Annotated in this window: 16 protein-coding genes and 1 pseudogene; 9 read left to right on the top strand and 8 right to left on the bottom strand. The window is 46.0% G+C overall.

Annotated elements, in window-relative coordinates; all coding sequences use genetic code 11:
* Nucleotides 1-134: 134 nt before the first annotated feature.
* Entirely contained in the window at nt 135-779 is a 645-nt protein-coding gene (locus BST99_RS10285; RefSeq protein WP_105001727.1) for a hypothetical protein, read from the bottom strand.
* An 11-nt stretch (nt 780-790) separates the two neighbouring features.
* Complete coding sequence (locus BST99_RS10280) at nt 791-2062, bottom strand: hypothetical protein (protein WP_219843833.1); 1272 nt, start codon at nt 2060-2062, stop codon at nt 791-793.
* Nucleotides 2063-2240: 178 nt separating this feature from the next.
* Here BST99_RS10280 and BST99_RS10275 point away from each other — a divergent pair, with 178 nt between their 5' ends.
* On the top strand, nt 2241-2774 hold the full coding sequence (locus tag BST99_RS10275; protein ID WP_105001725.1) for an RNA polymerase sigma factor: 534 nt from the start codon (nt 2241-2243) through the stop codon (nt 2772-2774).
* Nucleotides 2767-3489, top strand: a complete 723-nt coding sequence (locus BST99_RS10270) for a tetratricopeptide repeat protein (RefSeq protein WP_105001724.1) — start codon at nt 2767-2769, stop codon at nt 3487-3489. The genes BST99_RS10275 and BST99_RS10270 overlap by 8 nt, the downstream gene beginning before the upstream one ends.
* Here BST99_RS10270 and BST99_RS10265 read toward each other — a convergent pair.
* Nucleotides 3486-4994, bottom strand: a complete 1509-nt coding sequence (locus BST99_RS10265) for a M20/M25/M40 family metallo-hydrolase (RefSeq protein WP_245916236.1) — start codon at nt 4992-4994, stop codon at nt 3486-3488. The genes BST99_RS10270 and BST99_RS10265 overlap by 4 nt on opposite strands.
* A gap of 7 nt (nt 4995-5001) precedes the next feature.
* Nucleotides 5002-5478 (bottom strand): DUF4199 domain-containing protein, encoded by a 477-nt coding sequence (locus BST99_RS10260; protein ID WP_105001722.1) that lies wholly within the window; start codon nt 5476-5478, stop codon nt 5002-5004.
* An 87-nt stretch (nt 5479-5565) separates the two neighbouring features.
* On the opposite strand from BST99_RS10260, the gene BST99_RS10255 reads away from it, so the two are divergent.
* From BST99_RS10255 to rimK, 4 genes and pseudogenes are all read left to right on the top strand, one after another.
* Nucleotides 5566-6003 carry a molybdenum cofactor biosynthesis protein MoaE gene (locus tag BST99_RS10255; protein WP_105001721.1) on the top strand — a complete coding sequence of 146 codons (438 nt, stop codon included), beginning with the start codon at nt 5566-5568 and terminating at the stop codon, nt 6001-6003.
* Between the two features lies 1 nt (nt 6004).
* Complete coding sequence (moaC, locus tag BST99_RS10250) at nt 6005-6427, top strand: cyclic pyranopterin monophosphate synthase MoaC (RefSeq protein WP_105001720.1); 423 nt, start codon at nt 6005-6007, stop codon at nt 6425-6427.
* Nucleotides 6428-6488: 61 nt separating this feature from the next.
* Nucleotides 6489-6830: a hypothetical protein gene (locus BST99_RS10245; protein ID WP_105001719.1), complete on the top strand. Its 342-nt coding sequence runs from the start codon at nt 6489-6491 to the stop codon at nt 6828-6830.
* A 22-nt stretch (nt 6831-6852) separates the two neighbouring features.
* Nucleotides 6853-8249 (top strand): annotated as a pseudogene (gene rimK, locus BST99_RS10240) (30S ribosomal protein S6--L-glutamate ligase).
* A 3-nt stretch (nt 8250-8252) separates the two neighbouring features.
* Here rimK and BST99_RS10235 read toward each other — a convergent pair.
* Nucleotides 8253-9188, bottom strand: a complete 936-nt coding sequence (locus BST99_RS10235; protein ID WP_105001718.1) for an NAD-dependent epimerase/dehydratase family protein — start codon at nt 9186-9188, stop codon at nt 8253-8255.
* Between the two features lie 63 nt (nt 9189-9251).
* Between BST99_RS10235 and BST99_RS10230 the strand changes: the two genes are divergently transcribed.
* The 3 genes from BST99_RS10230 to BST99_RS14995 are packed head-to-tail and all read left to right on the top strand — an operon-like array spanning nt 9252 to nt 10302.
* Nucleotides 9252-9797 (top strand): hypothetical protein, encoded by a 546-nt coding sequence (locus tag BST99_RS10230; RefSeq protein ID WP_146106271.1) that lies wholly within the window; start codon nt 9252-9254, stop codon nt 9795-9797.
* Nucleotides 9794-10165, top strand: coding sequence for a nuclear transport factor 2 family protein (locus tag BST99_RS10225; protein WP_317046153.1), 372 nt, complete (start codon nt 9794-9796; stop codon nt 10163-10165). The genes BST99_RS10230 and BST99_RS10225 overlap by 4 nt, the downstream gene beginning before the upstream one ends.
* Nucleotides 10162-10302: a hypothetical protein gene (locus tag BST99_RS14995; protein WP_317046152.1), complete on the top strand. Its 141-nt coding sequence runs from the start codon at nt 10162-10164 to the stop codon at nt 10300-10302. The genes BST99_RS10225 and BST99_RS14995 overlap by 4 nt, the downstream gene beginning before the upstream one ends.
* Nucleotides 10303-10307: 5 nt before the next feature.
* Here the strand turns inward: BST99_RS14995 and BST99_RS10220 are convergent, their stop codons facing one another.
* The 3 genes from BST99_RS10220 to BST99_RS10210 all read right to left on the bottom strand — a co-directional run bounded on the left by BST99_RS10220 (nt 10308) and on the right by BST99_RS10210 (nt 14184).
* A complete protein-coding gene (locus tag BST99_RS10220; protein ID WP_105001716.1) occupies nt 10308-11000 on the bottom strand; it encodes a hypothetical protein in 693 nt (230 codons plus the stop codon).
* 69 nt (nt 11001-11069) lie between these two features.
* Entirely contained in the window at nt 11070-11900 is an 831-nt protein-coding gene (locus BST99_RS10215) for an NAD(P)H-binding protein (protein WP_181044208.1), read from the bottom strand.
* Complete coding sequence (locus BST99_RS10210) at nt 11893-14184, bottom strand: M28 family peptidase (RefSeq protein ID WP_105001714.1); 2292 nt, start codon at nt 14182-14184, stop codon at nt 11893-11895. The genes BST99_RS10215 and BST99_RS10210 overlap by 8 nt, the downstream gene beginning before the upstream one ends.
* Nucleotides 14185-14197 lie beyond the last annotated feature (13 nt).

The following is a 14197-nucleotide window of genomic DNA, read 5'->3' as shown; positions in this document are numbered from 1 at the left end:
AAAATAGCAACAGCATAAGAGCGTAAGTAGTCGATTGTAAAATATCTTTCATTGTGTTCGTGTTTATTTCGCTAATGAAGATCCCTTGGCCCAGAAAAAACCGGGCCTAGAAGGGTTCTTAGAATACTTAGGGGTTAGTTGATATAGCCACCTGCTCGCGCAAGCCCCAAGGCCATTTTTTTATAGTCGCGGTTGTGGGCGACCTCTTCTTTGTTCAATACATTTTTAATAGGGTTAACCACGAGGGTATAGCCGTCAAATTTGATCTCAAGGGTTGTTTTATTCTTGTTCCAGATCGCGGCTAATCCTAATCCTGGTACCCACTCGGAAGATTTGTACATCGACTTTTTAAGCGACCAGGCTTCTTTCCAATTTTCACCAGAACCAACCGCTTCGGCTATATCGCCCATGTACTCGTCTTTAGCAATTTCTCGCTCTACGCTGATCGAACCTCTCAGCCATTCAAAATCAGACGCACCGGATTTGATGTAGAACATACAGCTCGGCTTGCTGTTGTTTTTTAAATTGAGTTTTGAGGCGTCTTGTATAACAACATCTACTGCGGAAAAACCGTAGAGCGATGAAATTTCGTTGGCAGTAATTTGATCACAAGCACTCATTTTCTCGTCAAAGTCCACCAGGTTTCCTTTGAAGTTTTTATTGACAAAAGAGGTGTCTTCCAGGTCCTGCCTTACCAGACTCTTGCGGTCTCCGGTGCAAGAAATTGTCGTCAATAGGAGGATCAAAATCAATAGGGTATAAGGGTATTTAGATTTCATAACTCTGCTTGTTAAAACATCTTTTTGTACTCCGAAGCATCGATCTTCAAAGAATAGTTCTCATTGATGGATTTTACTTCACTTTTTGTTGTACCATTTTGATCAGTAGCAGAAAAGGCCAAGACAAATCCAAGAACTCCGGTTTGTTCAACGACACTTTGACTGCCAAACATCCAGTTGGGTATGTGCAACTCTGGAGCCGCCCAAAATGTAAGAGTACCTTGTTCGTGCTCGATTAGGTATTCTTGACAAGTGTAGCCGGCGATAACGCGAGAGCTTCCTGTTTTGATGGGTTTCGAGAAGTTGTATTGGTCCATTTCTGGAACGGGGTTCTTTCCTTGATCACCCATGCTTTGATTCAATTGAATCTTCATCATAGGAGTGTCTACAAAAACACGGGTTTGGTCTTTTTGCATGACAATCACCGATGACCCTTGTACCTCACCATCCTCAAATTGACTCATATCAACCATCATCCCAAAGTAGTTGGTTTGATCGTTGATTAGGTAGGAGATCGGGTATACTTCTCCATCCGTACTGGTAATTACTGTGGCAATTTCATAGTTGAACTCGTAAAGCCCAGGTTCTCCGTCTTTTAAAGTCAAAACCTGTTCGGCTTCTTCTTTTTTCGGTTTTGGTGAGGCTTGTTTTTGATCTTTTACCTCAGACCAGATCGGCTCACTGACCGCAATGGTTCCGCTAAAACCTCCCCCAGAAAATTCAAAGGCTATACTATTTTGGTCAATGGCCTGAAGGGTCACTGTTCCGTTGATAGGTGGGTTTTCGTGGACCAATTCAAAATTAGGGTCTTCACTTCGCTGCCAATCGTCTTGTGAAAGATAAGCTCCTAAAAGAGCGTCGTAGTAAATCTTGAGTTCTGCGTCTCCGGGAACCGATAAGGTTAAAGGAAAGGTGGTCTTCTCATCAATTACCTGGTTGACCCGAAGGTCAAACATATCGTAGGTGTCTGTACCGTGGGTGTTCCACCAGGCACTAATTCGAGTAGATCCTGCACCGGCATTTACTTCGACTTTTGGTTGAGCTACCTGAAAGATTTCTACTGGTCCGTGATTAGGGCCTGTTAAATTGGCACTACCATAGGACTTGGTATCTGAACCTTCTTGCTGATCCTGTCCACCTTTTTTTGATTTTTTCTTCTTTTTCTTCTTCTTTTTAAAGAGTCCGTCAATGGTTTTTTCGGTGGTTTCCGCCGTTTTGTCTTCGGCTTTGCGCTCGATAGTCTCTTCGGCTGTTTTTTTGACCTTTTTCTTCAGTTTTTTCAAAAACTGGGCCTCTGTGTGTTGGAAGGCCCCCAAGAGACAGATAAGAAGTGTTAGGAATTTTAATGATTTCATAAGTATTCTAATTGATTTTCCTCTTGGTTGCAGAAAAAGAAGAAAGGTTAACAAGGCAATCAATTTTTTGAAATGGCTGTTAACCTTTGTAGATTTCACCTGACTAATGGAAAAGAAAGAAGCACAACTTCAAAAAAGGCTTAGAGATGGCGATCGAAAGGCCCTGGAACAAGTGTATATCCAATACAAGGATGCTTTTGTGGCCTACCTCTCGGATCGAGTAATTGTTAGGGATCAACTCGAAGACCTCTATCAGGATACTGTGGTGTCCTTGTTTCAGAATTTTGTGCTCAAGCAATTGGAACTGGAAAGCAGCAGTATAAAGACCTATTTATTCGCAATAGGCAAGAACAAAGCAGCTGCTCATTTTCGAGGACCTCAACTGGTTTCGCGAGAAGAGATCGAACCCAAGGAGGCAATTTATCAAATTGAGAAGGAGAATTTGAGTGAAGAGCAATTGGCCCTAAAAAAAGCCTTCGAACGATTAAGTGACAGCTGCAGGCAATTACTGCGCTTGCATTACTACCGGGGGTTGACCGATAAAGAGATTAAAAAAATGACCGACTACAAAGACATTAACACGATCAAGAGTTCTCGGTCGAGGTGTTTAAAGAAACTGAAAAGCCTGATCCATGAATAAGCAGGACGACAATACCGAGCTATTTCACAAGCGGATGTTATCTCTTCTCTCAGACGAAGAAGAGCAGGCTTTTGCTGCGCGTATTGCAGCTGAAGAAGATTTTGCCCAGGAGTACCAGGAGTACAAGAGCCTTGCTGAGGTTTTGATCGTCCAGGAAGGGGAAGAGCTCAAGAAACAACTCACAACCCTTAGCTCGGTAGCTTCAAAAAGCGAACCTGTGTGGTGGAAAGCTGCGGCTGTAGTAGCTATTCTATTCGGTATTTTTGCGGTTTACCAATGGGCACCAGGCGAAGACCTTTACCAGGATTATTTTGACCCTTATCCCAATGTCTTAGTGCCTACTACTCGGGGCCAGGACTCACCGGATTCCATCCTTCAAAGAGCCTTTTCAAAATACGATAGGGAAGATTACCAAGGCGCTAGTGTCTTATTTGAAGAGTTGCTCAAGCAAAATCCAAGTGATTCAATTCAGTTCTATTGGGCTATGACTCTATTAAATACAGAACAAAATCAGAAAGCCGAATCGGTTTTAAAGGAGTTGATGGAGGAATTTCCTCAGAATGAATTTAAAGCTGAGACTCATTGGTATTACGGACTTGTTCTTCTTAAAAATAAAGAGACCGAAGCAGCGAAAGATGCTTTTAAGCGTGTGGTGGAGCATCCCGGAACTTTCAAAAAGAAAGAGGCTCAGGAACTCCTAGAACAATTGCCCTAAATTTTTTCGGTTAAGATTCCATAAATCGTGCGGATTCCATCAAAGTAGTTCCCCAAGCGAATGTTCTCGTTTGGACTGTGCTGGTTGTTGTCTCGGTTTACTGTAGGTACCGTTACGGCGGGAATTCCCAATTCGTTGACAAAGGGAGAAATCGGAATACTTCCTCCTGAGGTGCGCTGTCGAATAGGGGATTTTCCGAATGATTTGGTCAGGGCCCTAGTCAGCCATACCCCAATTTCAGAGTCCATTTCGGTGCGATAAGCCAAATAGGAAGTCGTTGATTCTACTTGGATCAATCGGCTTTTTTGTTCTCTTTCTTCTTCGGTGGGAGGGCGATCAAGCAAGGTGAACCCTTCATTTTTTATGTGGTCTTTTACCAGCTGAATAAGTCGCTCAGGCTCACTCTCAATAACCAGTCTCATGTCAATCTCAGCGGTGGCTGAAGAAGGGATAATGGTCCTTTTTTCGGATCCTACCCAACCCGAAGACAGTCCTCTGATGTTAAGGGAAGGGTACTGTATAGATTCTTGGTAGGTATTCGCCACTCGGTCTGTGGCCGCTATTCCCATTTTTTTACGGATGTTTTCTTCGTCGTCTGGCACGGCCTGCAGGATGGCTTTGGTATCGGAATCCAAAGAAATCCCGTCGTAATAGCCTGGAATGGTTACTCGGCCTTCTTCGTCTTTCATGCTGGCGAGTAATTGAGAAAGGCGTAGTGCAGGATTGGGTACATAGTTCCCGTAATGACCGCTGTGCTGTGGCCGGATAGGCCCATACAGGGTCAGGGTCAGGGTCGAAATACCTCGTGCTCCAAAGGTAAGGGTGGGTTCGTTTTTCAAATGCCGGGGCCCATCAAAGATGACCAGCATGTCGGCAGCCAAAGCCTCCCGGTTTTCAACGACTGCTTTCGGCAACTGTGGCGATCCCAATTCTTCTTCAAAGTCCAGAATTACTTTCATGTGAAAAGGAATCTTTTTCTTTTCATCTGCAATCATATCCAGGGCTGTCAAATAGGCGGCTACTGGTCCCTTGGCGTCCGAAGCTGATCGGGCAAAAATTCGCCAGTCCGGATCGGGATTTTGGCCTATGCGTTCCCAGGAAATTGGAGCCCAATTCCCCTCCGCATCTTGCTCCATTAATTCTGCTTTGTAAGGGTTCTTCTGGTTCCAGAAGGGAGGTGCCACTGGTTGCCCATCGACCTGCAAATAGATCAGGACGGTTTTAGCGTTTTTCTTTTTGCTTTTGCGTTCGGCTAAGAGCAGGGGAACGGTTGGGGTTTGCAGGCGTTGACTTGTAAATCCTCTCTTAGCAAAAGCTTCTTCACACCACTGGATGTTCTTTTCGATATCTGTCGGAAAATGAGCGTCGTTCGCCAAAGCGAGTAATTCCCTAAACATAGGCAGGGATTCAATTCCTTTAGAGACGAATTTAGCTGGTGTTTGCTGGGCGAACAGCAGATGGCTGTTGCATAAAAGCAGTCCGAGTAGTGTGAAGATTCTTTTCAAAATAGAATTAGCTTTTTTTCATAAAAAGGGCTATAAGCAGAGAAGTAACAGCACCAATTGCAGGAGCCAAGAGGGTACTCTGAACCATATAACTCTGGAGGTTAAAAACATTCTCGGCCTCTTCCTGCGTATACGTTTCGATTTCAACAGAGTAGTCAATCTTATTCTGAAAGTAATCGGGCGTAATCACTGTGGAAACGAGGTACTGGGTCAGGGGTGTGAAAACGGTCACGACCAAGGTGATAATCATTCCAGCGATAAAACCTTGTTTAAAAGTCATGGTTCCTCCCAAGTCTTTCTCTCGTTTTTCTCTAATCCCTAAAACATAGATAAAGAAAGCTGGAATCATAAAGAAGTTAGAGACTACAGCATGCTGGGCGATATTTTCTCCATGAAAGCCCAAAGACTTTTCCAGGAAATTCCAGATCAGAGTGGTCAAAACAAAGATGATCCCCCACTTGATTTCGGTTTTGAACTTACCCATTGGAGTCTATTTTTAAAGGATGTTTAAGACAATGTAGTGATTTTTAATCTTTTCTGTTCCGTACATTTACAAGCCAATCCCGTGTAAATGAGTACCCAAACATCCATATTTCAAAATGGAGCCATCTCTCCTGAATTCATCGCAAAATGCATCACAGAACTGCAATCCCAAATCAGGGTTGGAGGCCATGATATCTTTTTAGGCCAGGTTCGAGCCGATGAAAAGGAGGGTAAAAAAGTGGGGGCTATAGTTTATACGGCTTACGAGGAGATGGCCAATAAAAAGGCACACGAAATCGCGGAAAAAGCGGTTGCCGATCACGGATTGAGTTCGCTGCAGATATACCACAGCCTGGGAGAGGTAAAGGCCGGAGAAATCTGCCTCTTTGTTTTCGCTTCTGCCCCTCACCGCAAAGAAGTTTTTGTTGGTTTGAATCAGGCTGTTGAAGCACTCAAGGCCGAATTGCCTGTGTTTGGTAAAGAAGTTTGGAGTGATGCCTCCTCCACTTGGAAAGTAAATCAGTAAGATGGTTGATATAACACAAAAACAAAACACCCACCGTATGGCCATCGCTGAGGCGATTGTCCAGGTGAGCTCTCCCGAGACCATGCAAGCCATTGCGAATGGAGAGGTGCCCAAAGGGGATGTATTTGAAATGAGCCGTGCTGCCGGTCTGCTCGGTGTTAAAAAGACGGCGGAGTTATTGCCTGATTGCCACCCTCTGCCCATTGAATTTACCGCCATTCGATACGAGACCAAGAACCTGGAAATCCGCATTGAAATTGAGGTGAAAACCTTCTATAAAACCGGGGTGGAAGTGGAAGCCATGCACGGGGCTAGCCTGGTAGCCCTCAATATGTATGATATGTTGAAGCCACTGGATAAAGGGGTGGAAATTCGCCATATACGATTGCTTCAAAAGCGGGGGGGTAAATCAGATGTCGGGTAAATTTCGCTGCAAGGGCATTGCGTTTTCGGGCTGTTGATTTGAGGGAATCAAAACCCGAAATATGAGAAAAAAGAAAAGCCTGTTGCTGCGTTTTCGGCAGCTATCTCCACATTTAAGAAAAGTCTTCGAGTCAGATTTTAAAGAGGGTTTCCCTTCCCATCTAATCAAGCGAATTTCCTTGGGACCGAATAAGAAAGGCCTAGCGGTTGACTTTTGCCAGGGAGACCGAAACTATTTGGTCTTGGTCGAAGAACAATACACCACCCATTCTTTATCGGGAGTACAAGAAGATACGGCTGCCCTGCAGTGGATGTTGGAAGAAACGGAGGATGGAGAAGTCCTCGATTCCTTACTTGAAATTAGCCGTAAAAAAAGTGTAAAACTATTGGAGGAGGATAGCTAAATTAGGACTTCAAATATTCTCTATGAGTGAGTCCTTATCCTTAGTCGGTAGTGAAGAGTGGTGTTCCTTTGAACAATTGGGGATACCCGCCGTAAAGGCCCGGATTGATTCGGGTGCACGTACCTCTTCTATTCAATCCCAAAACGCGAAGATCATTCGTCGAAATCAGGAAGAATGGGTTCGGTTTGAATTGAATCCCATTCAAGATAACCGTAGTGTCAAACTGATTTGTGAGGCGCCCTTGGTGGACCGTCGAATGGTGAAGAGTTCCTCCGGGGTTTCCGAGGAGCGCTTGGTGATTCGAACAGAGGTGACCGTAGGAAAGCACAGCTTTGATTTGGAACTTACCCTGCCAATCGTGATACCATGGAGTACCGTATGCTGCTGGGTCGTGAAGCCTTGAATGCCCGTTTTTTGGTGGATCCCTCCCAGAGTTTTTTACAAGGAGATATCACCGATGACCGCTTAGACGAACTCTATAAATCCTATATGCCCGATAAGACGGGTTTGCGGATTGCTGTATTGGCCAGTAACCCGCTTTTGTACAGTAATAAGCGTTTGATGGAGGCTGGTTTGGCTAGGGGGCACGAAATGGTGTTTTTGAATGTAGAGCATTCCTATATGAAGTTGGATACTACAGAGCCGGAGGTGCGCTACCGGGGAGGAAATGTGCTCAATAAGTTTGACGCTGTTATTCCACGTATAAAGCCGGCGGTTACCTTTTATGGCTGTGCCATGCTGAGGCAGTTCGATACCCTTGGGGTCTATTGCCAGAACAGCGCCGATGCGATTTCCAAGTCACGAGATAAACTGTATGCTTCGCAGATCTTTGCCAAGAACGATTTGCACATCCCCACGACGGGCTTTGCAAAATCCCCCATCGATACCAAGGACCTTATTCGGATGGTCAACGGAGCTCCTCTAATCTTGAAACTATTGGAAAGTACTCAGGGGAAGGGCGTTGTTTTGGCGGAAACTAATAAAGCAGCAGAAAGTGTAATCAACGCATTCAAGAGTCTCAAAACCAATATTTTGGTTCAGGAGTTCATCAAGGAAGCCAACGGTTCTGATATCCGTTGTTTTGTCATAGATGGAAAGGTTGTGGCATCGATTGAACGCCGAGCCGGAAAAGGAGAGTTCCGTTCCAATTTGCACATGGGAGGTCAGGCTTCGAAAATTCGGATTAAACCCGAAGAACGCAAGTTAGCTGTGCGGGCAGCCAAAGCCATGAACCTGGTCGTTGCCGGGGTGGACATTATTCGTTCTAACCGCGGACCTCTCTTGCTTGAAGTGAATTCTTCACCAGGACTGGAGGGGATTGAAAATGCCACTGGATTGGATATTGCTCACCTGATGATTCGGGCCATTGAAAAGAAACTAAAATTCAGTTTGCCAGCGGTAGAAGCCGTTCAGGAATAAGGATTACTTCTTCAGATTTTGTAGCATAACCTTAGTGATGTCGTCCAGGTCATAGCGGTGATTCCACTGCCAATCTTCACGCGCTTGAGAATCATCTACGCTTTGGGGCCAGGTATCAGCAATAGCCTGACGAAAGTCGGGGGTGGCCTCCATGGTAAATCCTGGAAGATACTTTCGGATACTTTCTGCCTGTTCTTTCGGTGTAAAACTGATCGCTCCGAGATTGTAGGCCTTGTAGTTGTCCAGGTTATCACTCTCCATGAGTTCAATGGTTCCTCTAACGGCGTCCTCCATATACATCATGGGCATTCGGGTGTCTTCCTGCAAAAAGCAATTGTAATGACCTTTGGCCAGGGCGTCTTGGTAGATGGCAATTGCATAGTCGGTTGTTCCACCACCGGGAATGGTTTTCCAACTGATGAGGCCAGGGTAGCGCACCGTTCGAACATCCACCCCATAGCGTTTTTGGTAGTAAGAACACCAGCCTTCTCCAGCCAGCTTACTGATTCCGTATACCGTAGTTGGCTCAGTAACGGTTTGTTGAGGAGTTTGTTCCTTCGGTGTTGTTGGACCAAAGACAGCGATGCTGCTGGGCCAGAAAATCTTGTCAATATGCCCTTCTTTGGCCAGGTTAAGTGCGTGGAACAGAGAAGTCATGTTGAGGTCCCAAGCGAGTTCTGGTTGCCCTTCAGCCTTCGCACTGAGGAGAGCTGCCATATGGTAAATGGTTCCGACTTGGTATTGGTCTACGATCTTCTTGAGGGCTTGACCGTCCATGGCATTGAGTACCTCAAAAGGACCGTCGCCTAACAAGCCTTCCGGTGCCGGTCGGATATCAGTTGCAATAACGTTGGAAGCCCCGTGCTGGGCGCGAAGAGTTGTGGTGAGTTCGGTGCCTATTTGCCCACAGGCCCCGATAATTAAAATGCTTTTGGACACGCCCTTGGTATTCGAAATATTTGCCGCAAAGATAACCTATCTTTACCCAATAAGCCCTTTTGCATGCGATTCACTTCACGTACAATGACCTTGGTTCTGTTCTTGCTACTAGGCTTTTCCTGTAAAAAGGAGAAGCAAGCCGCGGAGGAGAAGGCTGAAGTCAAAAAAGACACTGTTTTGAATTACACCAATCTGCCTTCTTTGCAGGAGTTGGATGATCAAGCAACTCAGTTGGTTGCACCCTGGAAAGAGTATCAGGATTGGGAACGCAGTTTTGGCTTTATGGAGAGAGCGACAACCAAAGAAGACCTCCTACTAGCGGTCGAGGATTTATTATCCAAGCAAGACACTCTTGATGCGTCAAGCCCCCCTAAGGCTTTTCAGGTATTGCCCATCGAATCACGGCAGAAGGTCATTCGGACTCATTTGATGCAACTCAAGGCGGCTTTGCAAGATGAAACCCCAACCGACAGCAGTATGGCTGCGATTTACCGCGCACGAAATTCGTGGCGAAATCAAATGAATGTGCTCCTCAGATCTCCCTTGGATTCTGTGATGGAGCGGGCCTTATTGGCACCAGAAATCGAAGAAGAAAACCCAACACCATGAAGCAATTCCAAAAACACCGAACTCTGTTGGTCGCTTTGTTTTCGCTGGCCCTGATTCAGGCGCAGGATAAAGACAAAGAAGTTCTGAATCAACTGCTTGACCATTGGCACAAAGATGCTGCAGATGCAAATTATGAAGGCTACTTTGGAGCTATGGCGGAAGAAAGTATTTTCATCGGAACCGACGCTACGGAGAACTGGACCAAAAAGGAGTTTCAGGATTTTGCCAAGCCCTATTTTGATTGTGGAAGAGCCTGGAGCTTTACCGCAATAGACCGCAACATTTATGTGCAAAAAAAGGGTGGTGTGGCCTGGTTTGATGAGTTACTGTCAACTCAAATGGGTATCTGCAGAGGTTCGGGTATTTGATCAAAAAGAGAGGAAAGTGGCATATCAAACACTACGTTCTTTCGATTGATGTTCCCAATGACAACGTCAGTGAGCTCACCGCTCTAAAGCAAAAACGCGACAGCACCTTTATTGCTGACCGCAGGAAAATGCGCTAACTATTCTACTGCTTGTTGGCTTCCGCTTTGCGACTTTCAAGAGCTTGACGACTTAGACTGGCCAAGTTGAACTTGGGTTCCATTTGCAATGCTTGGTTAACCAAGGCCAAGGCATCATCAATTTTGTCCGGAGCGTTGTTGTAGGTCAAGAGACCTTTAAGGTGCAAGAAGGCCGCCTTAATCGATACCTCATACGGTTGTTGTCTTTCAAAAAAGGCATACTTCATATCGGCAGGAGCGTTGGCTAAACCGTACTCAATCTTCTCGGCTGCTTTGGTGTTGTCACCATTTTGAATCATCAAATCGGCTAACTCATAGGCCAAGTAGGCATTGGCGTTGCGCGAGAACAAGATTTCGAATTGTTCCTGTGCGCGTTTAGGTTGGTTGATGGCTTTCAGAGAAACTGCCTTTACCTGAACAGCCAAGTCACTGGCCTTGTCATCGTTTTCAATTCCTACTGTTCTCAAAGCTTGCTCGTGTTGTCCACTGTTCATGTAGATGTATCCGAGGGTGTCGATGCGCTCTTGAGACGGACTAAGCACGTTCAAGTGGGTAAGGGAATTGATCACGCCATTGACATCGCCTTGACTTTTCATGGCTTGGTAATAGGCTTCAAAATGAGCGGCCAAAGCGCTCTTGTCTTGAGCCTGAGTAAAGCTGATTGCTAAAACAAAAAACAGGGGAAGTAACTTTTTCATTCCGATGAATTTAGAGCCGCAAAAGTAGTAAAATTTCCCGCTTAGAGCGGATTTCTCGACGAAAGGGGCCTAAGATTCGATTGGGAATTGGAAGGAGTAGCCTTTGCCGCGAAGAACTTCGGGTTCTACCGCCAGGCCCTCTCGTTTTTCATCCAGGTATTCCGGAGGGGGAATCTGGCGGTTTAGCGCTTCCTGTGTGTAGTATTCTTTCTTGGTCGGGTGGTTGGGGTGAACCAAATTGATGACTTCATCTTTCCACTCGTTTTGAAGGCATTGAAAGATGATCTCAATACACTCCTTTCGCTGAATAAGATTTACGGGCCTGCCTCCCCCACGGAGGTTTGTTCTTCCACTCAGGCGGGTGATCGGATGACGATCGCTCCCCAACAATCCTCCTGGGCGTAGTATTGTCGTTTCCAAATGGGGTGCGGACAGCAGTAATTTTTCTGCTTGGACCAATTGGCGACCAGGTTCCGTCTGTGGATTTACTTCGCTTTTTTCGTCCAAGTGGGTCCGGTTTTCTCTGGGAATGTCTGTTCCATAGACGGAAGTGCTGCTGATAAAAAGTACCCTATGCAGATCATGGTCTTTCAGCTCTTTGATGAGTTGGGCGATGCGGAGGTCATACCGCAAAGTAGGATCTTTTCTAAGGCCAGGAGCGACAGCGATTAACAGGGTATGCATGCCTTCCAAAAAGCCGCGGAGATTTCCTTGAACGCCCTCCTCGTCTAAGGCGATTTCAAAAGGGTGTAGACCGGCTTCCTGCAGTTGCGGAAAGCGCAGACTGGACTGAGTACTTCCATTTACCCGATAGCCTTTGCCAACTAGATATTTTCCTAGAGCTAAGCCAAGCCAACCACTTCCGAGAATGGCCAGTCCGGGATCTTTTTGATCATTCAAAACGGTAGGTTTTGGTCCATAGCAGGGCGTCATTCAGGACAAAGGGCATGGGGATTTCGATTTCTGGACGGACCGAAACGCCGGAACCTGGGTAATTGACCAGATCGGTACTGGCTTCGTAAAGGGTGAGTTCCAGTTCTTGTCCTTCTGGCCATTCCAGTTGGATTTCGGTGTCCTCGTTGTCACTGATGAAGTGGGTAAAGAGTCGATCCGTCTGGCGGTTTTCTAGGTAATAATCCTTCAGCTTGACCCCCTTGATGATTGCCTTCTTAAGACCGACTTCGTTGGTGTATACCTCGAGGCGATTGACATTTCGGGTGGGCGAAATACAAAGGTCCAGATAGCGGGTGTCTCCTATAAGGGTGTCTTTATCGATCCGAATTTTAGGAGCTGAAAGCCTTAGTCTTTTAGCAGACTCTACAGGGACCAAATGATTAAAGGAAGTTCCGTATTTGCTGCTGATGTTGTTCAGTTCAACTTCAGCTCGTGAACTCTCTTTTTCAAGAAAGGGAGCATTCCACTCCGAGAGTACTGCATCGTAAGAAGCCCAATAGGCCTTGTCTTTATTGGCGTCTTCTACATAAAGCAGACTGGTCGGAAGAGGTCTTTCCGGACTTTGGTCACTATCGATGTGCGTCTTGACAGCCAGGCTTATGGCCACGAAAAGAAAGAGAACCGCTAAGCGGGTCATGTACTGAGTCTTGTGCAAAAGAGGCAAGGCAAACAGAAAAAGTAAACTCACCAAAAGGCTACAAGCGATCAACATCTTGAGACCCAAACCGACAGGAAACATGACCACAAAAGGAGTGCAAATCAAGATGGCCGGTAACGAGAGCAAGAGCAACACAAAGGTATTCGGGTGCTGATCATCCATAGAGATCATCCAAGCGGCCAGCAGCCCGTAAATGGGGACGATAAAAAAGCTGGCACCGGCGAGGTAGTGACTCAATAGCCCGGTAATAAGAAGCCATAGAAACAGGGGGGCGGCGATTAAATCTGCCGTGCGGTGGGCGTAGAATCGGTTGTAAAAGAAAAAACAAATCGATAACGAGAAAAAGGCCAAAGTATAGATGTAGCCGTGCCCGTTATATGGAAAGCCGTGCAAATTATTCCCAAGTTCAGGGTACCAATAGGTGATGACCGGCCAGGCGAAATAACCAGCCAAGCCATTAACCAATAGGATCCCTAAAAGCGGAAAAAATCCTTTGAGCATGCCTTTTACACTCAACTTTTCTTTGCGAAGACCAATGATCAGAATGCTGATAAAAACCAAACAGGCTCCAATGAAAAGAGGCCATATCATCTCATAGGGGTAGCTCAGCATCCGGTAGTAGGGCATGTTGAAGTAAACAGAATCATTTAGACTCTTTAGAGCCGTCAGGTCGGCCTGGGCGTAGTGTTGTAAAAGAGGCATGAGGTATTCCCCCTGGTGTTTGAGCGTCGGGAGATCTAATCTGTCCGGTCTGTCCAGAGCGGTGTGGTAGTCAAAATGATCATCGATAAAAGCAAAGTTGAATCCTTCAATATCGCCTTGTTCTCTAAAAACCGTTAAATCGGTGTCGTTGGGGAGTAATTTGTAGATACTGTAGGCGAGGGAATTGGCAACAGGGTAGCTCACTCCCGCTTTTTGAAACCCTTTGATCAGCTCGGCGTTCCCGCGATTGGTTTCGATAAGCATATAACTAGGCCCGCCACTACCTCGCGCTTCGAAATTCAAAACCAGTCCTACTTCTTTAGCCCATTCGTGCTGTTGAACAAAAAGAGCAGCTCCATTTAGACCCAATTCTTCGGCGTCGGTGATTAAAACAATGATGTCGTTTTTGTTCTTTGTTTCTCCACTTGTGTAAGCACGCACTCCTTCCAGAATGGTTGCTACCCCGCTGCCAGCATCGCTGGCTCCGAAAGATGAATGGGGGCTGCTGTCGTAATGAGACATGAGAACCAGGGCTTTGCCATAGGGATCTGTACCGGGAATTCGAGCGAGAATATTGGTCGCCCTCGAAAGATTGCCCCAGTCTCCTGCAGTGTACCCCTCCTGAAACTGAACATCTAAGAGGAGTTCCTTTAATTCGTCCACGATGTATTGCCGGACCTCTTTGTGCGCAGAATACCCCACCCCATGGGGTTTTTGCCCCATATTTTTTACATGAGCAAAGGCCCGATCTGTCGAAAAAACGCTTGGGTCAGCATCTGCATCCGGCTCATAAGAAGGCAATAAAGACCAAAAACTCCAGGCTACAGCTAAAGTGAGCAAGAGTAATGAAAGCAATCTTGGATATTTCATATAAGGATTGGGG

Source organism: Aureicoccus marinus, assembly GCF_002954325.1.
GTDB classification, from domain to species: Bacteria; Bacteroidota; Bacteroidia; order Flavobacteriales; family Flavobacteriaceae; genus Aureicoccus; species Aureicoccus marinus.
The sequence above is the reverse complement of the archived record's forward strand: the minus strand, read 5'-3'. Positions and strand labels throughout refer to the sequence as shown.